Annotated in this window: 17 protein-coding genes; 15 read left to right on the top strand and 2 right to left on the bottom strand. The window is 45.4% G+C overall.

All coding sequences use genetic code 11. From position 1 onward, the window contains the following. Window positions 1–7 precede the first annotated feature (7 nt). The 12 genes from N4A56_RS03100 to N4A56_RS03045 all read left to right on the top strand — a co-directional run bounded on the left by N4A56_RS03100 (window position 8) and on the right by N4A56_RS03045 (window position 12,578). Complete coding sequence (locus N4A56_RS03100) at window positions 8–1,234, top strand: lipoprotein-releasing ABC transporter permease subunit (protein WP_295545000.1); 1,227 nt, start codon at window positions 8–10, stop codon at window positions 1,232–1,234. Beyond that, complete coding sequence (locus N4A56_RS03095) at window positions 1,234–1,923, top strand: ABC transporter ATP-binding protein (protein WP_293668901.1); 690 nt, start codon at window positions 1,234–1,236, stop codon at window positions 1,921–1,923. Before N4A56_RS03100 ends, N4A56_RS03095 begins: the two co-directional genes overlap by 1 nt. Beyond that, the gene (gene bamA, locus N4A56_RS03090; RefSeq protein WP_295544998.1) at window positions 1,907–4,594 is read left to right on the top strand and encodes an outer membrane protein assembly factor BamA; all 2,688 of its coding nucleotides are present in this window, start codon (window positions 1,907–1,909) and stop codon (window positions 4,592–4,594) included. The genes N4A56_RS03095 and bamA overlap by 17 nt, the downstream gene beginning before the upstream one ends. 161 nt (window positions 4,595–4,755) lie before the next feature. Next, window positions 4,756–6,534, top strand: a complete 1,779-nt coding sequence (locus N4A56_RS03085; protein WP_295544996.1) for an N-acetylmuramoyl-L-alanine amidase — start codon at window positions 4,756–4,758, stop codon at window positions 6,532–6,534. 307 nt (window positions 6,535–6,841) lie between these two features. Further along, window positions 6,842–7,405: an OmpH family outer membrane protein gene (locus tag N4A56_RS03080; RefSeq protein ID WP_293668896.1), complete on the top strand. Its 564-nt coding sequence runs from the start codon at window positions 6,842–6,844 to the stop codon at window positions 7,403–7,405. Between the two features lie 15 nt (window positions 7,406–7,420). Next, window positions 7,421–8,431 (top strand): UDP-3-O-(3-hydroxymyristoyl)glucosamine N-acyltransferase, encoded by a 1,011-nt coding sequence (lpxD, locus tag N4A56_RS03075; RefSeq protein ID WP_293668895.1) that lies wholly within the window; start codon window positions 7,421–7,423, stop codon window positions 8,429–8,431. Between the two features lie 13 nt (window positions 8,432–8,444). Continuing rightward, window positions 8,445–8,909: a 3-hydroxyacyl-ACP dehydratase FabZ gene (gene fabZ, locus N4A56_RS03070; protein ID WP_074217738.1), complete on the top strand. Its 465-nt coding sequence runs from the start codon at window positions 8,445–8,447 to the stop codon at window positions 8,907–8,909. A gap of 1 nt (window position 8,910) precedes the next feature. Further along, complete coding sequence (gene lpxA, locus N4A56_RS03065) at window positions 8,911–9,702, top strand: acyl-ACP--UDP-N-acetylglucosamine O-acyltransferase (RefSeq protein ID WP_293668892.1); 792 nt, start codon at window positions 8,911–8,913, stop codon at window positions 9,700–9,702. 79 nt (window positions 9,703–9,781) lie between these two features. Then, complete coding sequence (gene lpxI / locus N4A56_RS03060) at window positions 9,782–10,618, top strand: UDP-2,3-diacylglucosamine diphosphatase LpxI (protein WP_295544992.1); 837 nt, start codon at window positions 9,782–9,784, stop codon at window positions 10,616–10,618. A gap of 168 nt (window positions 10,619–10,786) precedes the next feature. Then, the gene (gene thiM, locus N4A56_RS03055) at window positions 10,787–11,593 is read left to right on the top strand and encodes a hydroxyethylthiazole kinase (RefSeq protein WP_295544990.1); all 807 of its coding nucleotides are present in this window, start codon (window positions 10,787–10,789) and stop codon (window positions 11,591–11,593) included. After that, window positions 11,590–12,219, top strand: coding sequence for a thiamine phosphate synthase (thiE, locus tag N4A56_RS03050; protein WP_293668888.1), 630 nt, complete (start codon window positions 11,590–11,592; stop codon window positions 12,217–12,219). The genes thiM and thiE overlap by 4 nt, the downstream gene beginning before the upstream one ends. Window positions 12,220–12,263: 44 nt before the next feature. Beyond that, the gene (locus N4A56_RS03045) at window positions 12,264–12,578 is read left to right on the top strand and encodes a NifB/NifX family molybdenum-iron cluster-binding protein (RefSeq protein ID WP_293668887.1); all 315 of its coding nucleotides are present in this window, start codon (window positions 12,264–12,266) and stop codon (window positions 12,576–12,578) included. 92 nt (window positions 12,579–12,670) lie between these two features. Here N4A56_RS03045 and N4A56_RS03040 read toward each other — a convergent pair whose 3' ends face one another. Next, a complete protein-coding gene (locus N4A56_RS03040; RefSeq protein WP_295544987.1) occupies window positions 12,671–14,533 on the bottom strand; it encodes a sigma 54-interacting transcriptional regulator in 1,863 nt (620 codons plus the stop codon). A 297-nt stretch (window positions 14,534–14,830) separates the two neighbouring features. Then, on the bottom strand, window positions 14,831–15,961 hold the full coding sequence (locus tag N4A56_RS03035) for an aminotransferase class I/II-fold pyridoxal phosphate-dependent enzyme (RefSeq protein WP_295544985.1): 1,131 nt from the start codon (window positions 15,959–15,961) through the stop codon (window positions 14,831–14,833). A 202-nt stretch (window positions 15,962–16,163) separates the two neighbouring features. On the opposite strand from N4A56_RS03035, the gene N4A56_RS03030 reads away from it, so the two are divergent. The 3 genes from N4A56_RS03030 (at window position 16,164) to N4A56_RS03020 (ending at window position 21,634) form a co-directional block, all read left to right on the top strand. Beyond that, window positions 16,164–17,609, top strand: a complete 1,446-nt coding sequence (locus N4A56_RS03030; RefSeq protein WP_293668883.1) for a sigma-54 dependent transcriptional regulator — start codon at window positions 16,164–16,166, stop codon at window positions 17,607–17,609. A gap of 165 nt (window positions 17,610–17,774) precedes the next feature. Further along, on the top strand, window positions 17,775–19,706 hold the full coding sequence (locus N4A56_RS03025) for an aconitate hydratase (protein ID WP_295544983.1): 1,932 nt from the start codon (window positions 17,775–17,777) through the stop codon (window positions 19,704–19,706). Between the two features lie 41 nt (window positions 19,707–19,747). Further along, window positions 19,748–21,634 (top strand): SurA N-terminal domain-containing protein, encoded by a 1,887-nt coding sequence (locus N4A56_RS03020; protein WP_295544981.1) that lies wholly within the window; start codon window positions 19,748–19,750, stop codon window positions 21,632–21,634. Window positions 21,635–21,815: the final 181 nt, after the last annotated feature.

Genomic DNA, 21,815 nt, shown 5'->3' with positions numbered 1-21,815 from the left:
ATAGCTTATGAAATTTGAGTCCTTCATTGCGTTGCGATACTTGTTTGCGCGCCGACAACAGTCTTTTATATCGGTAATATCGATAATTTCTGTTCTCGGAGTAGGCCTTGGTGTTGCCTCGCTTATCGTAGTTCTGGGTGTGATGAATGGCTTCACAAAGGACTTGAGGGATAAAATTCTGGGCGTGAATGCTCACGTAATTACCATGAGTGCAGCTGGGAATATTTCTGGCTATACTGAGTTGTCGAAAGAAATCGAGGGTGTCTCCGGTGTAACCGGAGTCACCCCTTTTATTTACTCAGAACTCATGGCTTCCTCATCTCATGGAGTGAAGGGTATTATTCTACGCGGTGTGCAGCCGGAGTCTGCCGATAAGGTGCTTACCATCCGTAAGTATATGAAAGATGGCGGGTTTCCTGATCTTGTCCGCGAAGGGCTTCCCGGAATAATTATTGGCAACGAACTTGCCAAGCGCCTTGGAGTCGGTATCGGCAGGCGTATTAACCTTCTTTCACCTTCCGGTAAAAAAACATCTCAGGGCTTTGTGCCACGAGTCCGCAATTTTAGGGTTGTGGGGATATATAAAACAGGCATGTGGGAGTACGATTCTTCCCTTGCATTTGTTACGCTTAAATCTGCGCGAGAATTACTAGGCTGGGAAAACAATGCGGTAACAGGGCTGGAACTCTCTGTTAGTAATGTGAACAACGCAGATAAAATAGCCAAGAAAATTACAGAGCGCCTCGGTGGCTATCCTTTCTATGCTCGAAGCTGGATGGATATGAACGCTAACTTATTTGCAGCGTTGAAGTTGGAAAAAACAGCAATGGGTGTCATCCTTACACTTATTGTACTTGTTGGTTCTTTTTCAATCATTACTACACTAGTAATGCTTGTTATGGAAAAAACACGCGATATAGCTGTGCTCATGTCAATGGGCGCAACAAAAAAGCAAATCCGTGGAATTTTCATGCTGCAAGGTACTATTATTGGTGTAGTGGGAACTGCATTGGGCTTCGCTCTTGGGCTTGGCGTAGGGGAGCTGTTAAAGCGCTATCAATTTGTACAACTGCCTAAGGGCGTGTACTCTTTGGACAAGCTTCCTATCATTTATGACTGGACTGATCTGGTTATAATCGGTGCGTCAGCAATGGTTCTTTGTTTTATTGCTACACTGTACCCTGCAAAACAGGCAGCGAAGCTCGAACCGGCAGATGCCTTGAGGTACGAGTAATGAGTACTGCACCATTATATGAATTAAAGGGTGTGGGTAAGGATTATGAAGGTCCTGCCGAACTGCTTACTGTTATAAATAATCTTGATCTGGTGATAGAACAGGGTGAAGCGCTCGCCATCACCGGTGCTTCCGGATCAGGAAAAAGTACCCTCTTGCATCTGTTGGGAACCCTTGATATCCCTTCAAGGGGCGAACTGTTTTTCAACGGGCGTAATCTAGCTGAATTATCCGATGATGCAAAAGCTGCTGTACGAAATCATGAGATAGGTTTTGTCTTTCAGTTTCATCATTTATTGCCGGAATTTTCAACTGTTGAAAACGTAGCCATGCAAGCCATTATTGGGGGTGTTGCCAAAAAAGAAGCCTTTTCCCGTGCTGCCGAAATGCTAAAGCTTGTCGGGCTTGGAGGAAGGCTAAACCATAAGGTGACAACGTTATCTGGCGGTGAGAGACAGCGGGCGGCTATTGCCCGTGCCATTCTTATGCGCCCTTCTGTATTACTTGCAGATGAACCTACAGGAAATTTAGATGAACGCACTGGCGAATCAGTCGGAGAACTACTTCTTAGACTAAATGATGAGCTGGGTATGACGTTGGTTGTAGTTACGCATAATCCAGAACTTTCGGATATTATGCGTCGCCGCCTTGAACTGCGAGCTGGAGAACTTTATGTCCAAACAGTTTAGATCGTGCGTAGTCACGATCTGCACGTTGCTTACGCTATTGTTTGCTGTAAGTGCATTTGCTGCGCCGGGGAATGGTATTCGGGTGCTTGTTTTGCCGTTTTCGGTTAACTCTGGAGAAGACCTGAGTTATTTGGAAGACGGACTGCCTGAATTAATCAGGGAGCGTTTAGCTACAAAAAACTTTTCAGTAGTGCCCGATAATGAGCTGGAAAGAATCTTAGCTGAAAATTCCATTACGGAATTAAATATTTCAGTTGTTCGCGACCTGTCTTTGCTGTCCAATGCAGATTACGCTTTGTACGGTAGCTTTACACAGGTTGGAGAACAGCTTTCTATTGATGCCCGATTAGTTGAAGCATACGGGCTTCAGCCTGCTAAGCCTATTTTCATCAATAAATCAGGACTTATTAACGTCCTGCCTGCTGTTGATGAGCTTGTGGCACAGGCATCAAACGAGATGCTGCGCAAGCAGTCTATTTCAAACATTGTTATCCGTGGCACCAAGGTATTGGATCCAGACGTTGTTCTCATGCGTATGCGAATCCAAAAAGGTGATGCATTGGATGGCAAAAAGATAAACGAAGAAATTAAACGCATTTACGGCCTTGGCTACTTTAGTGATGTGCAGGTTTCCGTCGATAAAAAACGCGATGGTAATGAGCTTGTTATCACTGTAGTGGAAAAACCTAGAATTAATAATATTGTTATTTCAGGTTCTGACGCTGTAGATGAAGAAGATATTCTTGCTGCAATCAGCTCCAAGCAGGGTGCTGTTCTCAACGAAAAATTCCTTTCTGATGACATCGCCCGTGTTCGTGATCTCTACAGAAAAGAAGGGTACTATCTTGCTGAAGTCGATTACAAGATTGAACGCGGCAGTACCGGTGCTACCCTTACCTTCAATGTAAACGAAGGTGAGAAGCTGTACATTAAGGATATTGCGCTGGAAGGGACAGAAGTCCTTGATGCGGATGATGTAAAAACAGCACTCGCTTTATCTGAACGCGGTATCTTCTCATGGCTTACAGGTTCCGGCGTGTTGCGTGAAGATTACCTTGAACGCGATGTTGCAGCTATTGCAGCTTACTACCTGAACCGTGGCTTCCTTGATGTACGTGTTGGTAGTGCTCGTGTTGATTACGAGGAAGACGGCATTGTAATTACTTTCCCTGTTTCCGAAGGTCCACGCTACAAACTCGGCACAATTACCTTCTCTGGTGACCTTATTGAGCCGGATGCAACGTACTTCTCTATTATCGGTACGGATGAGTGGAAAGAAGAAGAAGAGTACCTTAACTATACTGTTCTTCGTGAAGACAGCACAAAAATTGGCGATTGGTACGCAAACTACGGCTATGCCTATGCGGATGTTGATTTCGGCATTCAGCGTCAGGAAGACAATATTGCGAACGTTGCCTTTAAAATTGATAAAAAGAACAAAGTTTATGTTCGCCGAGTTGTGATGGAAGGGAACACCCGAACCCGTGACAACGTAGTGCGCCGTGCTGTTGAATTGACTGACGGTGAACTTTTTAACGGTAATCAGTTACGTGAAAGTAACCGCAAGTTGAATAACTTAGGCTACTTCTCCGAAGCAAGTGTAACTCTTGTTCCGACTGATAACCCTGATGAAGTCGACCTGAAAGTTAAGGTCAAAGAGAAAAATACCGGCTCTGTTATGGCTGGTGTAGGTTGGTCTTCATACGATGGTGTTGGCTTCTCCGGCTCTATCAAGGAAGATAACCTGTGGGGTAAAGGATATAAAGTTGCGGCGACTGCAAGTTTCTCTTCCAAGAAGACTTCATACGACTTCAGCTTCCTGAACCCGAGCGTGTATGACAGTGACCTTTCATTCAGCGGTCGTACCTACATTACAAAAACTGAATATGATGACTACGACTACAACAAAACCGGTGGTAAGGTTAGCTTCGGTTACCCAATCGGTAAGTGGTCTCGTGTCTACACTGGCTACCGTTACGACCAGTACGAAATTACTGGCGTAGAAGCGGATGCAAGTAGCCTTATCAGAGAACAGGCAGATGATGGTATCCGTCATGCTAGTGTTCTTCATGCATCTTTCAGCCGCAATACAATGGATAACTTCCAGCGCCCGACTTCCGGTAACGTTGTAAACTTTACTGTAAACTACGGTGGTGGATTCCTTCAGGGTACGGATGATTTCATCAAGCTGGTTGGTGAAGCCCGTCAATTCTACGCTTTGAATGATAATAACGTTCTGATGGCGCGTGCAAAAGGTGGCATGTTGCTGCCTAACGGTGGCTCTCATGACGATATCCCGATTGTAGAGCGTTTCTGGGTTGGTGGCATCAACAGTGTGCGTGGTTACGATATCAACGACTTTGCAGTACGTCAGGCTGATGGCGACAAAATTGGTGGTACACGCATGGCATTCGCTAACTTTGAATATCAGTGGTACTTTGAAAATGACCTTGGCATGACCTTGGTTCCATTCTTCGACGTTGGTATCAACTTCGATGATAAAGATGATGGTCTCACTTCAAACAAAGAGTGGCTGTACAGTACAGGTCTGGAACTGCGCTGGCGCTCACCAATGGGTGATTTACGCTTCGCGTATGGTATCCCGCTTGCTGATGTAAACGGGGAAAAGCAAGATCCTCGCTTTGAGTTTGCAATGGGACAGGCGTTTTAGAGCTAGTTATGAAAAAGCGCGGCATAATGCCGCGCTTTTTTTTATGCTAAAGTATTTGTCGGGGTTGCACCCCTTGGCAGGTTTAAGTATCCTACTAATAATTTGCGACTGGCTGCTTTTATCAACCTCCAACATGTCTGCGCGGGTTATCTAGGAACATTATGCTAATTATCAGAAAAAGAGGTGTGCTCTGCTTACCTTTGCTTCTTCTTATATTTCTTATCTCAGTTACCAACTCCTACGCTACAATCAGTCAGGATTATAATTCCGCGTTAAATCAATTTAGAGCACTTGCAAAAAATTCTAAACAGGCTCGCTATCGGTCAAACTGGAAACGGCTGGAAGATAAATTTCTTGCAATTTATCAGGCTAATCCTGATGGAGCGCATGCCCCCAAGGTGCTGTACTACATGGGGCGTGTGAATGAAGAGCTGGCAAAGCGTTCATATCTTAGCTCTGACTACCAAGCCGCTGTGGACTACTACAATCGTTGTGCAAGACGTTTTACCAAGCATTCTTGGACTGACGATTCTTTGTACCGACTTTCTCGTATTCAATATTACAATTTGAATAAAGCTGCTGATGCACGCCGGACTCTCAATATTATTCTGCGCAAATATAAAAATGGCGATAAATACAAGTCTGCTATTGCGTTGCACAGAAAAATTGTTGCCGATATAAATTCAAGCAAAGCAAAATCAAACTCTGGCTCTCACGCGGTTTCTAAAGCTGTTGCAGAAGCTGCCAAGTCTGTCTCTACTGTTAGAAAGAAGTCGCACAGAGCAGCCAGCAAAGTTGCTCTTAAAGATATCCGTTTTACAAGCAGTAATGACTACACTCGTGTAGTGCTGGATTTAAGCGGTGATGCGAGATATCAATACAAATTTCTTAATGCAGACCCTTCTCGGAATTTGCCATTTCGACTGTATATCGATCTTGAGGGCACGGCTCCTGTAAAATCTGTCAAAGATGAATTGAAAATCTATGATGGTATCTTACGGATGATCCGTGTAGGCAAGCCGGTTCCAACAACAAGCAGGGTCGTGCTTGATTTTGAATCTGTGCAAAAGTACACCGTATTTGCTTTAGAAAATCCATATAGGGTTGTGGTAGATGTATCTGCGCCAAAAGATGGAAAAATGAGCCATCCTCCTGTGGATTTGTCGAAAAAATTTGCTGCGCCAAAACCGAATAAAAAGCCTTCCCGCACTATTCCACCTTCCCGCAAGGTGCCAGACCTTATCGAACAACTTGGGCTTACCGTGAAAACTGTTATGATTGATGCAGGGCATGGTGGCAAAGACCCCGGTGCATCGAAAAACAGGATTCGTGAAAAAGATTATGTCCTTAAGGTTGCGAAAATGCTGGGTAAAAAACTTAAGGCAAAAGGCTTTAACGTGTTGTATACACGTTCAAGAGACGTTTTTATTCCTCTGGAAGAGCGTACAGCAAAAGCCAACGTACAGAAGGTTGATTTATTCGTTTCATTGCATATTAATGCAAACAGAAAACGAAGCGTCAACGGTATTGAAACGTACTACTTGAACCTTGCGCGATCCAAAAGTGCCCGCCGTGTAGCTGCGCGAGAGAACGCCATCACAGAAAAACGAATAAGCGACCTGCAATTTATTTTGACTGATTTGATGCTTAACTCGAAGATGCAGGAGTCAAAAGCTCTTGCGGAACTGGTACAGAAAAGTATGGTCAAAACTGTACGTGCCAGAGGGTGGAAATCCAAAAGCAATGGCGTACGAAGTGCTCCATTCTATGTACTTATGGGTGCTAAGATGCCGTCCATTCTTGTGGAATTGGGATATTGTTCAAACGCGACTGAAGCAAAAAGATTGCGCAATAGTTCGTACTTGAATCTTCTTGCTGATGGCATTGCGAATGCGTTGAGCACGTACAGGCGTAATTTGAAAAATTATGCAGCTATGTAGCTGCTGATAAAATAATGCGAGTGCTTGTCGATTTCTCACTGACAGCACCGAAGCTTTTTGTGTAGTACTGATTTTTGTGAATAAGTCTCGTCATATAGAAGGGTTATCTTTGCACATGTGCAGTGCTCTGTGCGGACTGTGGATGCATTCAGCATGCGTTACCAGTTATAGATTGTACGCAGGAACGCTTACAAGTTCTTGACTGAGGAATGCGTTGGAGCTATCCACTCAATCGCCCTGATAGTTTTTATTAATGGTAATAAACAACATATTGTTACGTAACGAATTTTATTTTTAGGAGCATTAAATGCGTAATATTCTTTTAGCGGTAGTGGCTTGTACCTTACTTTGTACTTCATCAGCTTTTGCTGCAAAATACGGCGAAGTTGATTTTGGAGTAATCGCTAAAGATTCTGAACCAGCATTGGCTATTACTAAAGCAATGAAGCAGACTTTTGGCGCTGAAGATAAAAAACTTAGAGAAGACAAAGCTGCTTTTGATAAAAAAGTACAGGAATTCCGTGTGCAGAGTCAGGCTCTTTCCGAAGACGCTAAAAAAGCTAAGACTAAAGAATTGCGTACTGAAGAAATGAAACTCGCTCAGCGTCAGCAGACTTTTGTTCAGCGTGCTCGTGCAGCAGAACAGTCTGCACTTCGTGACATGTCCGCTCTTATGCTGGAAGCTACCCGTGAGTTTGGCAAAAAGAACGGCTACGAAATGATTATTGCTAAAGCACAGGGTGCGGTTCTTTACATTAAAAATCCTGTTGATGTTACCAAGCAGGTTATGGTTGTTGTAAACCGTTTGTACCGTGCTAAGCTTGAAAAAATTAAAGCTGACCAGAAAAAAGCTAAAAAAGATAAAAAGTAAGGAAGACGGTTAAGCATGCTGCTTTCTACAATCGCACAAAATCTTGGTCTTGAGTTTGCGGGTGAAGACCTTGAAATAACAGGTGTAAACACCCTTGATGACGCACAGGAAACAGAACTTAGTTTTTTGGCGAATCCTAAATATGCGTCTAAGCTTGCAGAAACTAAAGCTGGTGCAGTTGTTTGTACTGCCGAACAGGTAGAGAATGTTCAGCGCGCGCTTATCAGTGATAATCCTTATTTTGATTTTGCTCGTTGCGTTGCTATGTTTGCCAAGCCGCAGGGAGAGATGAAAGGCGTTTCCGAACTTGCTTTTATCGATCCAACTGCAACACTTGCTGATGATGTCACTGTATATCCGCACGCCTTTATTGGTCCTCGTGCCAACATTGGAGCAGGAACCACTGTTTTCCCGGGATGCTACATCGGGGAAGATTCCGTGGTCGGGTCAGATTGTATTCTGTACCCGAATGTAGTGCTCATGGCAGAAACTGTGCTCGGTGATGACTGCATTATCCATGCAGGCGTTGTTCTTGGTGGTGATGGCTTTGGCTTTGCTCCAACTGAATACGGTGTGCAGAAAATTCCGCAAATCGGTACAGTAACAATCGGAAACGATGTAGAAATTGGTGCAAACACCACTATCGACCGTGCCGTGCTTGGTTCTACCAGCGTTGGTGATGCAACAAAAATTGATAATCTTGTTATGCTCGGACACAATGTTGAAATGGGTAGTAACTGCCTTATTGTGTCACAGGTAGGAATTTCCGGTTCGACTAAAGTCGGTAACGGCGTAGTCATGGCAGGACAGGCAGGTATTGCAGGTCATCTGAATATTGGTGACGGTGCTACTGTTGGTCCTAAGACCGGAGTGGGCAAAGACATTCCAGCTGGAGTTACTATGGCTGGTATGCCGGCGATGGAAAAGGGGATTTTCATGCGCCATACAACTCTTTCTCCTAAGATTCCTGATCTGTTTAAACGAGTAAAACAGCTCGAAAAAGAAATCGAAGCGTTGAAAAAATAGAGGTACACATATAATGACCGCCACCGAACAGAATATTCTGGATATTCGTCAGATTCTGGATTTACTTCCACATAGATACCCGTTTCTGCTTGTAGATCGCGTTGTAGATTATACTCCGCTTGAATCTATTGAAGCGTACAAAAACGTAACTATGAACGAGCCTTTCTTTCAGGGGCACTTCCCGGGCATTCCTGTAATGCCGGGTGTTCTTATCATGGAAGCTCTCGCTCAGGCGGGTGGACTTCTTGTACTCAAAAGTACTGATATGCCGCTCGAAGACAAGCTCTTTTTGTTTACCGGTATGGAAAAAGTGCGTTTCCGTAAGCCAGTTTACCCTGGTGACAAGCTTGAGCTTAAATGCCGACTGATTCGCCACAAACTGAAATTGTGGAAGATGGAAGGCAAGGCATACGTAGACGGTGTTCTTGCTGCCGAAGCAGAAATGACAGCTGCTATCATGAATAAGGAGGATATGTAGCGTGGCTACAGAAATTCATCCTTCTGCCTTTGTTTCGCCAACAGCGGAACTGGGAGATGGTGTTGTTATCGGTCCATGTGCTGTTATTGAAGACGATGTTATTATCGGCGACGGTACAAAGATTGATGCGTTTGCCTCTGTTAAGCAATACACACAGATGGGCAAAAACAACCATATTCATTCGTATGCAGCAGTTGGCGGTGTCCCGCAGGATCTTAAATTCCACGGAGAAGTTAGCTGGTTGAAAATCGGCGATAGCAACGTGATTCGTGAATTTGCAACACTGCATCGCGGAACTGAAGATGGCGGTTTTGAAACAGTTATCGGTAATGGTAACCTTTTGATGGCATATACGCATGTTGCTCATGACTGTGTTCTTGGCGACAGCATCATTATGTCTAACAATGCGACCCTTGCGGGGCATGTGCAGGTTGCTGACCACGCTATTATTGCGGGACTTTCTGCCGTGCATCAATTTGTGCGTATCGGAAAACACGCCTTTGTTGGTGGTATGACCGGTATCGGGCAGGATTTGCCACCATACATGCTTGCAACAGGTAACCGTGCCGGAGTTCATGGTCCTAACCTTGTCGGGTTACGACGACTCAAAGCTCCTCGTGAAGTTATCCGTGCGCTTAAAAATGCATACAAACTTATCTGGCATTCTTCTACTCCTCGTAAAGAGGCTTTGGAACAGCTGGAATATGAATTTGGAAACTTTACTGAAGTTCTCGAATTTGTAGATTTTGTGCGCAAAAGTGAACGCGGTATTTTACCAGCGCATAACGATTAAGCTGCACTGTCGGAATACAATACTAAGAAGGAAGGTGTAGTGCCTTCCTTCTTTTTTACTTTATGGAGCAATAAACGTTATGGCAGCACTACGGGAAAAAATCGGCATTATAGCAGGCGCAGGCCAATTCCCTGAACTTGTGGCTGAAGGTGCTCGCAAGGATGGGTTTTCAGTTGTTATGTGCGGATTTGTCGGGCACACAGACCCTGCAATTGAAAGCAAAGCAGATGTTTTTGAGATGCTTCATTTGGGAGCACTTTCAAAACTGATCCAATTTTTTAGAAAAAACGGTGTTACCCGCGTATGCTTTGCCGGAGCTATCAATAAGCCTAAAGCGCTTGATGTTCGTCCAGATTTACGCGCGGCAAAACTTCTTTTTAAAATCCGCTCTAAAGGGGACGATGTCCTTTTGCGCGCTGTGCTGGATGAGTTGGAATCTGATGGATTGCAAATTGTGCAGGCAGCGGAGCTAGTGCCTAACTTACGTGGTCCTGCTGGCGTGCTTACAAAAAAGAAGCTTACAGACAAGCAACGTGAAACTTTGGCATACGGTATTCCTATTGGCGAACAGATCGGTGCTATGGATATCGGGCAGTGCATTGTTGTGCGCGAAAATATGGTAGTTGCTGTTGAATGTCTTGAAGGAACGGATGCAACCATCAAGCGCGGTGCAGAGCTTGGCGGCAAAGGATGCGTAGCCATTAAGTTGCTGAAACCTAATCAGGACGAACGTATTGATTTGCCAGCTCTTGGCTTGAATACGATTCAGAATCTTGTTGATGGTGGATATAGCTGTCTTGCGTATTACGCAGGAAAAACACTTTTCTTCGATAGGGATGAAGCTGTTGCTCTTGCGAATGAACATGGTATTGCTATTGTGGGCGTGAATGATGAGTTTAAGAGCAGCTTAGTTTAGAAAAAAAGACAATTAGGTCGGTTGATAGACGGAATGAGCGGTCGCGGCGTTATTTTAATGCAGCATACTGGTTGTTCCGTTTTTTGATTGCAATATAGTAGCTTAGGCGTAAGCTATGCCCTATTCTGATTATTATGCTATTTAACGTCATTAGAGGAAGGTGCATTTATGTTATCAATCGACACTGTATGGGACAATATAGATAAAGTGCGGGGCAGTGGTCCTGTCGTGCATAGTATTACAAACTATGTTGTCATGAACTCTACCGCAAACGCACTTCTCAGCGCTGGCGCCTCACCGATTATGGCTCATGCAAAAGAAGAACTTGAGGAGCTTATTGCCATAGCTGGTGCTCTTGTTCTGAATATCGGAACCCTTAGTCCGGAATGGATTGAAAGTATGCGTCTGGGCGCTTCCATTGCCGCTGCGAACTATAAACCGGTTATCCTCGATCCTGTTGGTGCCGGTGCTTCCGCGTTGCGAACCCAAACGGCATTATCTCTTCTTGAAGAAGGTGGAATTTCAATTGTGCGAGGCAACGCCTCAGAAATTATGGCGCTGGCTGGTATAACCTCTACAACACGCGGCGTTGATTCTTGTCATGATACAAGTGAAGCGGAAAAAGCGGCTAACGCATTAGCTAAAAAATACCGCTGTGTTGTGGCTGTTTCTGGTTGTATTGATGTTATTACCGATGGTGATACAATGTACACAATTAGAGGCGGCAGTGAATATATGGCACTGGTGACAGGTATGGGGTGCATTGCCACAGCACTTTGCGGAGCACATATGGCTATTTGTGAAGATATGCTCGGAGCAGCTGTTTCCGCAATGGGATGCATGGCAGCAGCAGGTGGACTTGCAGCGACAGCATCAAATGGACCGGGTTCTTTTGCTGTTCAGTTTATTGATGCGCTCCATAAGCTTACAGAGAAAGATATTAACCGACTAGTCGAAGTGAGGGTTGTGGAATGAGGCAACATGCAGATTTCTCGCTTTATCTGGTAACAGACAGCAGCCGCTGCACAATGATGCCCCTTGAAGAAACAGTTGCAGCTGCCGTGCGCGGCGGCGTAACTATGGTACAGCTTCGTGAGAAGACCATGGAGACTCGAAAGTTTGTAGAAGTTGCACGCCAGCTTCGAGCTTTGTTAGCTCCTATGGATATTCCTTTGATTATTAATGACCGTGTTGATATTGCGCTGGCAGTGCATGCTGATGGTGTTCATGTGGGACAGACCGACATGCGGGTTCAGGATGTGCGTTCCTTGATTGGTGGGGATGCAATTGTGGGGATTACCGTTGAAACCCCTGACCAGATTGAAGAAGCCAACGCATTAGATATTGACTATATTGGTATTTCTCCTGTATTTTCTACACCTTCTGTGCCAAGAGATGCAAAGCCGTGGCAACTGCCAGGCGTTGAAAAAGCTCGAAGCATGACGAATCTCCCGATTGTAGGCTTTGAAGGAATTACCACAGCGAATGCCGCAGATGTAATTGCCGCAGGCGCTGACGGTGTTGCTGTTATCTCTGCAATTTGTGGTGCTTTGTCTCCGAAGGATGCGGCAGAAGAACTGCGAAACGCAGCCTTTGTTTAGGCAGTTGTTGCCTGCCAAGGCTACCGACAGGATGTGAGGGGTATATGAGGATTGCTGTTGCAGCAAAAAAACGAAATGACACGTACGTAGTTGAGCCAGTTTTTGGTCGAGCTGACTTATTTGTACTGGTTGAAAAGGGAAAGGATGCTCGTGAAGTTCATGAGAATCCTTATCGAGACGATACGGAAGCTGTAGGGAAGAAGGTTGCCCAGTGGCTGATTAAAGAAGGAGTCACCACCGTTTTGTGTGGAGATGTTGGTTCAAAAACAAGATTTTATTTGAGCGAAGGCGGGATTTTTTCTGCCATCGGCTATGACGGGACGGTAGACGAGGCATTAGCCCGATACTTTGCTTCGTAGATTTCCAGAAGTGCTTTCAAAAAAAGTGTGTAAAAGCGACTGTCGCAAATAGCGATGAGTCGCTTTTTTATATCTAGCACCACACGCAGAGCCTATGGCTTTTTTATGCCCAGTTTCTGTATGCGCGAGCGAAGGGTGGTCGGTTTAATGCCAAGCAGTTCTGCCGCACCGCCGTGCCCCTGAACTCGCCAGTTTGTCGCTTCCAGAGCTTGTTGAATATTGACTTGCTGCATGGCAATCCATTCCACCTCAGTGATAATATCTTGAGGTGGAGGCGCAGATGCAGGCGGCGCTGCCGCTGGGATAGTGGCAGAGTATGCGTGCACATTCATTTCAGTTGGCGGTGTCGCGTGGCTGTTATCTTGGATGTAGAATTCCATAGTGCCACTGTGCGACATAATAACTGCGCGTTCCACAACGTTCTGAAGTTCACGCACGTTACCCGGCCAATCGTACTCTTGCAGTTTTTCAACATGATGCGGTTTAAGGCGCGGTGGGGTAATGTTCATACGTGTTGCAGCAAGGTGGATAAAATGCCGCGCCAATAGCGGAATATCGTTACGGCGGTCACGAAGTGGCGGCACGTTTATTGGAAAAACAGAGAGCCGGAAATATAAATCCTGCCTAAACCGTCCTGCTGCAACTTCTTTTGTCAGGTCTTTGTTTGTAGCGGCAACAATGCGGACGTTTACTTTTCTGGAACGTTCGTCACCAACAGGTTCGAATGTTCCTTCCTGAAGGACTCGGAGGAGCTTGCCTTGAAGTTCTAATGGGATTTCTCCGACTTCATCAAGGAAAAGAGTTCCGCCGTCAGCCATCTGGAATCGTCCGACACGATCACGAATAGCACCGGTAAACGAGCCTTTAACGTGTCCAAAAAATTCACTTTCGAATAATTCGTGTGGAATAGCAGAGCAGTTTACGCGAACAAAAGCATTTTGGCTACGTGAAGATCGACTGTGGATTGCTCCTGCTAATAATTCTTTACCTGTCCCGGATTCGCCCAAAATTAGTACGCTGGCATCAGTTGGCGATACCACACCGATTTGCTCCATAACGTGGGCTAACGAATCTGAATCGCCGATGAGATTGTCGTCTAATCGTTTTTCATCAACAGCACGGCGCAGCAGTTCGTTTTCAAATTCAAGCTCACCGCGTAGTTTTTGGATTTCTTCAAATGCAACAGCATTTACAAGAGCACGGGCAACTGTATCCGCAAAAATTTTATGCATTTTCTGGTGCATTGAGTGGAGTTGTGCAAACGGTCCAACCATTGGGCGGTCATAAAATGTGGATATAATGCCGAGGAACTCATCATTATACATAACAGGAAATGATGAATATGCCTGATAGCCTTCTTGAATTGCCCATGCAGGGCGATCCCAGTCTTCTGGAGAAGAGCCGATGGACGGAATACCGTTAAGGCATGATGCAAAAATTGGTTCAGTGATGGGGACAAGGTCGAACGTTCCTTGCGCATGTTTCCACGCTGAAGGGGTACTGTCACCTATGCCGGAGTAGGCAACAAGCTTCAGCATACTCTCTGATAACGGGTGCGGAGGTATTATGTCTGCCATTTTGGGAGTAGGGCGTAACCAGAATACGCCCATGGTAACATGTGTACCTTTGTATCCGGTACTAGCGCGTTCGATAATTTTGGCAGGATCTCGCTCGTGCGCTACAGAGAGCATCAAATCCAAAAACGGTGTAATATCCAACGAATTCAATTTGGTTTGAAGTCGCTGGTAGCTTTTAGGATGCTTTTTTTGTGCGTCAGGTCTTTCGTCTTGCGTTGATGGAAGGGGGAAAGATTCATGGCTGCTCGCATCAGGTAGTGGAAAGTCACTGATTGTGACATCTCTTCCAGAAAAGGTTGCACTGAACACACGTTCTTTTGCTTTTTTTACATCTTGTGCATCCTGAACCTGATGCTGGCTGTCGCCTGATTTTGGCATTATCGTCCCCTTGCTCCATTATTTCGTTACGAAAAATCGTAATCGACGAAAATTCGTAACTTAGTAGGCTTGGTGCGTCAATCGAAAAGTGTTGCTATCCGGCTTATTGCGGTGAACGGTGTTTTTGGCACAGGATGTGCTATAACAGAAACAAAAGAACGGTAATAACCGCTCTTTTCGGTGTCAACTCCGTGTGGTCCCTCGCTTCACGGAAATGATTCAGTCGCTTCATTTTTGACAAAAGCCCAGTGTTCCCCTCACTGGGCTTTTGTCGTTCTAACGTGTTGTGTCAAAGTTCTATCTGTTAAGCAACGCACTCCATTCTCGCAAGGCTTTAATAAGTGGCTCCCATTCTTGGGGCGTCTTCACCTGCATGCGGATGAATCCTTTTTCAGTCCCCGGGATATTGTCACAAAGCCGGACGAGGATATTTCGCTCAAAAAGAAAAGCATAGAAATCTGCCCCGTGGTTCGGATTCTGTAATCTACAAAAGAGAAAATTGACTCCCGCGAAAATTTTGTTTGGCGCAAAAACGTTTGTTGAACAAATAGCCTCTACAAATTCTGTCCTGAAGTTGCGCATCTGCGGAAGCCTGTCACGGTATCGCTCAATATTTTTCAGAAAGCTAAGTCCCGCTTTTTGGGCGGATGCTGTTACTGTCCACGGCATTTTTCCTTTTTGCAGCAATTGGATTGTCTTTTCGTCACTCAGCGCATATCCCAGTCGTATTCCAGTGCAGTAGAAAAATTTAGTGAAGCTGTGCATGGTGATAATGCGTGAATTTTTGTTGCACCATTTCCGGTACTGCTTTGTTTCTGTCGCTGCATATGCTTCTTCTCCATACATAAATTCTCGATACGTGGAATCTATCAATATATATGGGCTTGAAATAGCTTTGAGTATCTCCTGCATGTTGGGGTAGGTTATCGTCGCAGGATTATTCGGAGAGCAAAGCACCACGAGGTCGTATTGGCTTGATTTGGCAAAATCAGCCGTATCCGGTACAAAACTGGTATCGGATGTGCATGTAACGACATCATACCTTTCAGCAAAGATTGAACACGCTTTTTCGTATTCAGAGAACATAGGGCCGACAAGCAATACGCTTTTAGGTTTAACTTGCTGAAATGTTAAGAATATTGTTTCTGTAGAACCGTGACCGACAAGAACTTCATGTGGTGTAACCGACTCGTGCTCTGCAATTGCAACCGTCAAATCTGCTGACCATGTGTCAGGATAATGGTTATAGTCGCTGTATGCCCCCTTCATGTTGGAGAACAGAATTTCTTCTGTTGTGTCTCTGCACAGTGAATTGGCGTTGCTGGAAAAATCCATAATATCAGCAAGTGCCGCGCCTGTTTCGCGGGCAACGCGAAATATTTCGCCTCCGTGAGAGCCTTGCTTTTGGGATGGTGTGGAATTGGGCATGAACGTGTTATTCTCCAATCTCGGCGGTTAGGTTTCTACTGCAAGCCTTGCAGTAAGTGGATGCGGGTATACTCGAAGTGTTTTTTTTTTGAAAGAGGCATTCGGGCAGCCGCTATAACAACACTTTGCCAATCCGATGAATTTGTGGCAAAGTTGACCGCTGTTTAACTTCTGTTTTTTTGATGTCACCATAGAGGATTGCATGTCATCAAGACGTATACTTTTTCTTGCACCGGCTACTTCGATTACTCGTATTTTCCCCCAGCTTAAAGACGCAGGTTTTGAAGTAGGGCTTGCGGAAAATTATAAAGGCGCACTTGCATTTATTGCCAAGTCTCGTCCTGATGTGATTTTTTCGCGTCCTTCATTATCCGGTTATTCAGTGGAAGAACTTTTGACTGCTGCCGAGGCAGACAAAGACTTCCCGTCTATTGTTGTATTTTCTGATAAAGGAAATGCAAGCGAAGCTGAAAAATTTCTTCAAATGGGTGCGCATGATTATTGGCTCGAACCACTGTTGTTTGAAAAAATATGTGCAGTAGTGCCCGAACAAGGTACAAAGCCGAAGGCTGTTCCACCTACATCTACATTAGGTGGGAATAAAGCGGCTATTCCGGCTACAGATAACGGACCGACAATCATCGGTTCTAACCGTGCTATGCAACGAGTACTTGCATTGGCGCGGCAGGTTGCACCTTCAAAAGCGACTGTTTTAATCTCCGGAGAATCCGGTACCGGTAAAGAAATGTTCTCACGATATCTGCATGCACAATCAGACCGTGCAGATAATTCTTTTATTGCAGTTAACTGCGCTGCATTGCCAGAACACTTGCTAGAAAGCGAACTTTTCGGGCATGAAAAGGGATCATTTACCGGCGCTATTTCTCGTAAGCTCGGAAAATTTGAGCTGGCGCACAATGGTACAATTCTGCTGGACGAGATTTCAGAAATGGATCTTGCGTTGCAGGCAAAGCTATTGCGCGTCCTTCAGGAAGGAGAGCTTGACCGTGTTGGTGGTACAGAAACCATCAAAGTGAATGTCAGAGTTTTGGCAACCACAAACCGTCATCTCGAAGATTGGGTTAAGGAAGGACAATTCCGACAGGATTTGTATTTCCGCCTTAACGTAATTCCGTTAAAACTTCCGGCGCTTGCAGAACGTGGCGATGATGTTATTGAACTCGCCCGTTTCTTTATTGATATGTATACAAAGGAATACGCACTGCCTGCTGCTCAGGTTTCTTCCGAGGCGATTTCCTGGCTGAAGACGTACAATTGGCCGGGTAACGTTCGTGAATTACAGAACCTTATGGAGCGCGCAGTACTGCTTGCTGGTGGTAACGCCATTGAACCGTGCCACTTTTTGCTTGATCCTGATAATTGGCCGCTTTTCGAAGACGAGGGTGTCGAAGAGTGTCAGGCAACCGGTACAGATTCAGATTCTTGCTCCGGCTTAGGTGATGGCGGTTGCGGCAATTTTAATGGTAGTGTTATTCCAATTCATGAGATGGAACGCATACTTATTTTGAAAGGCTTGGAACAGACATCGGGCAACCGAACGCAGGCAGCTGACCTGCTCGGGATTTCTGTTCGAACCTTACGAAACAAGCTGAATGAGTACCGTAGTCAAGGGGTTGAAATTCCTTAGACACCGAGCACACACTCAACCGTACTGACAGGGGATGGATTCGTTGTTCTTCACAGATGGGGCTGCATTACGACAGATAACTGGCGCAGTGCACTTTCATAGTGACCAACAATATCGTTTGAAAAAAGGGTAGGGAACTACCCGTAGCGAAAAGAGGAACAAGGGATGCCACAGAACGTAACGCAAAAGATTATTTCCGGACATCTGGTCTCCGGAACTATGAGTGCAGGCAGCGAAATTGAGCTGCGTATTGACCAGACTTTGACACAGGATGCCACAGGAACAATGGCATACCTCCAGTTTGAAGCATTGGGTGTTGACCGTGTAAAAACAGATTTATCTGTTAGCTACGTAGATCATAATACACTGCAAATGGGCTTTAGAAACCCTGACGATCATCGTTATCTTAAAACGGTTGCAGAAAAGTACGGTATTGTGTTTTCACCTGCCGGAACAGGAATCTGCCACCAGCTTCATCTTGAAAATTTTGGCAAACCGGGTGCAACTCTGGTTGGTTCTGACAGTCATACTCCAACAGCAGGCGGCTTGGGTTCTCTTGCTATGGGAGCAGGCGGGCTGTCCGTTGCGTTAGCAATGGCAGGTGAACCATACACCATCACTATGCCGAAAGTTGTTCGCGTGTATCTTGAAGGCGAACTTACCGGCTGGGCATCTGCTAAAGATGTTATTTTGCACTTGCTGGGTCAACTCACTGTGAAGGGCGGCGTAGGTAAAGTTTTTGAATACGCAGGTCCCGGTGTAGAAACCCTTTCCGTACCAGAGCGTGCTGTCATTACCAACATGGGAGCAGAGCTCGGCGCAACAACTTCTATTTTTCCGAGTGATGATAACACTCGCGAATTCCTTACCCGCATGGGACGTCCTGAAGACTGGACAAAACTTGTTGCGGATGAGGGCGCAGAGTACGACGAAGAAATTCGCATAACACTTAACGATCTGGTTCCGCTTGCTGCTAAACCGCACATGCCGGATCAGGTTGTTACTGTTGCCAGTCTTGCTGGCACTACCGTAAATCAGGTTGCTATCGGTTCCTGTACTAACTCTTCCTATGCAGACCTTGCTTCTGTGGCAAATTTGTTTGCAGGAAAACATGTTAAATTTGAAACTGATACGCTCATCAGCCCCGGCTCCAAGCAGGTGCTGAAAATGCTTACCCGCGAAGGCTTGCTTGAGAACTTAATTGATTCCGGTGCTCGCCTTTTAGAGTGTTCATGCGGTCCTTGTATTGGAATGGGCGGTTCTCCTGTTTCGGAAGGTGTATCGGTACGCACCTTTAATAGAAACTTTGAAGGACGTTCCGGTACTAAGGATGCGCAGGTGTATCTTGTGAGCCCGTTGACTGCGGCAATGGCTGCATTACATGGAGAGTTCACAGACCCTGCTGAGTGGGGTGAAGCTCCACAAATTCCAGAACTGCCGAAAACTACCCCGTCTATTCGGGATCAGTTTATTTTTCCACCGGAAGATGGCTCTGATGTTGAAGTTGTGCGTGGACCGAATATCGTTCCTCTTGAACAATTTGCAGCTGTTGAGGCTGACATTGAAGCAGATGTAGTCATTGTTGCCGGGGATAATATTACCACTGACCATATTATGCCAGCAGGAGCAGTAATAACTGCTTTACGTTCTAATGTACCAGCGATCAGTGAACATGTATTTGAGCGTATGGATGCATCATTTGCTACGCGCGCAAAAAATACAGCAAATGGTGTCATTGTTGCCGGTGAAAACTATGGTCAGGGATCATCACGAGAACACGCAGCGCTTGCACCGCGTCATTTAGGTGTACGGGCTGTTGTTGCTAAATCTTTTGCACGCATTCATCGCGCAAACCTCGTTAACTTCGGTATCTTGCCGCTTATGCTGGTGGATAAGGAAGCATACGAAGCGTTTGAACAGGAACAAAATGTAACAGTGCCAGCGCTTGAGCTTCAAGCAGGAGCTTCTGTTGAACTTGTTCTTAGCGCAGGAAAGCGTGTGGCTGTAACAAACGATTTGACGCAAAAGGAACTGGATATAATTCGTGCAGGGGGTCTGCTGAATTATGTTCGCTTCTCAAAAAGGCGTGAAGCCTAGGCGTGGGCTTCACCATATCCTCATAGAAAAGGATGTAACGTATGTTGGATTCCATTCGGCAAAATTCCCAATCCTGGGGTGTAAAACTTGCCTTTGCTCTCATAGTTGTAGTGTTTGTATTCTGGGGTGTAGGCTCTATGAACAACAATTCAAACTCTGCTGTGTTAGCTACTGTTAATGATACTGCTATTATGATGCCTGAGTTCAAACGAGCATATGAACTTCAGATGGGTGCTATCAAGCAGCGTTTTCCTGGCATTGACGAATCTCAGTTTAAACAGCTGAAAATCGGTCAGCAGGTTATGCAGGGTCTTATCGCCCGCACTCTCCTGCTTCAGGAAGCTGAACGTCTTGGTATGAAAGTCACTCCTGTTGAATTAAAAACAGAAATCGCATCTATCCCTCTGTTCCAGAATGCTCAGGGCAAGTTTGATCCTGAAGTGTACAAGCAGATGCTTGCTGCACAGGGAATGTCTGCCGGTCTTTTTGAGCGTCAGTTTACAGAAGACCTTTTGGCAAAAAAAGTTCGTGAAAATGCAGTTCTTTCTGCAAGCGTTTCTGATGAAGAAGCTCGCGATGCTTTTGATTATGCCAGCGAAAAACGTTCTATGGAGTACATTATGTACTCCACAACCGATTTTCTTAAAAAAGCTGCTGTGGCAGATGCTGATATCCAAGCATACTACGACAAAAACATTGATCGCTATGCAGTGCCTGCACAGGTTTCCGTAAAGTACCTTGCTGTTACACCAGCTGGTCTTGCGCATACTGTAAAGGTTGATGATGCAGAAGCTGAAGCGTACTACGCTGAGCACGAAAGCGGATTCCGCACAGAAGAGCAGGCTGATGCAAGCCACATTCTCTTTAAACTGGACGAAAACGCTTCCGACAAAGAAGTTGCTGCTGTAACTGCAAAAGCAGAAAAAGTACTCAAACTTGCACGTAGCGGTAAAGACTTCGGCAAGCTTGCTAAAAAATACTCTGAAGGACCTTCCGCACCTACTGGTGGCGCGCTTGGTTTCTTTGGTCGCGGTCAGATGGTTAAGCCATTTGAAGATGCAGTGTTCTCAATGAAAGCTGGTGAAATTTCCGAACCGGTTCGTACCCGTTTCGGCTTACACCTCATTAAGCTTAACAGCATTGAGCCAAGCACTGTACCTGCTTTTGCAAAAGTAAAAGACCAGATTGTGACCAAACTTGCTGAAGACAAAGCTGCTGATAAAGTTACAGCAACTCTTGATGTTGTAATGGAACAGATTCTTTCTGGTAAGTCTTTGGAAGACATCGCAAAAGAACAGGATATCAAACTGGTTGCATCTCCGGAATTCTCCCGCGATCAGGCTCCTATTGTTATCGGTGTTGCTAAAGATGCTGCTGAAGAGCTGTTTGCAGTGCCTGCCGGTACAACTGTAGATACTCCGCTTGAGTCTAACGGCGGCTACATTGTTGCCCGTGTCGAAGAGTCTAAGCCTGAATCCAGCATGCCTCTTAAAGACGTGTCTGCTTCTATTAAAGAGCAGCTCGTTGCTGAAAAAGCTGGTGAACTTGCATACGAAGCTGCAAAAGGCGTTTCCGAAAAAGTTCTCGCAGGCGATATTGCCGGTCAGCCAAAAGTTGCAAACACTCCACCGGTAGATCGTCAGGGCTTTATCCCGGGCGTTGGTTCTGCTGATGAAGTTGTGAAAGCAGTATTCGAAACTGGCGAGAAAAAATGGATGGGTCCTTACAAAACTCCTTCCGGTGCTGTGTTTGTTCGCCTTGCTAAGGTTGATAAACCTTCTGAAGAAGCTTGGCAGGCAGCAAAATCAGATGTGCATAAAGCACTTCTTGAGCGCAAAAAACAGGAAATGGAGCAGAGCTTTGTGAAGTCTCTTGCTGATAAAGCAGAGATTAAAATCAAAAACTCAGAGTTCCTCAATAAACTGTAAGCCGTCATTGCTAAGATTAGAAAGCCCCTCACTGAGGGGCTTTTCTTATGTGGCCTCACGTCAAGTAAAATGCCAAAACTATTCTTGAGCGGTTTGCGTCAGCAAACTGCTTATGGTCTCTTTGAAGAGTATTCCTTTTCTTATTCGTGCTACTAGGCACCAAGTACCGATTCGGTACATC

This window comes from Halodesulfovibrio sp., from assembly GCF_025210605.1.
Classification (GTDB): domain Bacteria; phylum Desulfobacterota; class Desulfovibrionia; order Desulfovibrionales; family Desulfovibrionaceae; genus Halodesulfovibrio.
The sequence above is the reverse complement of the archived record's forward strand: the minus strand, read 5'-3'. Positions and strand labels throughout refer to the sequence as shown.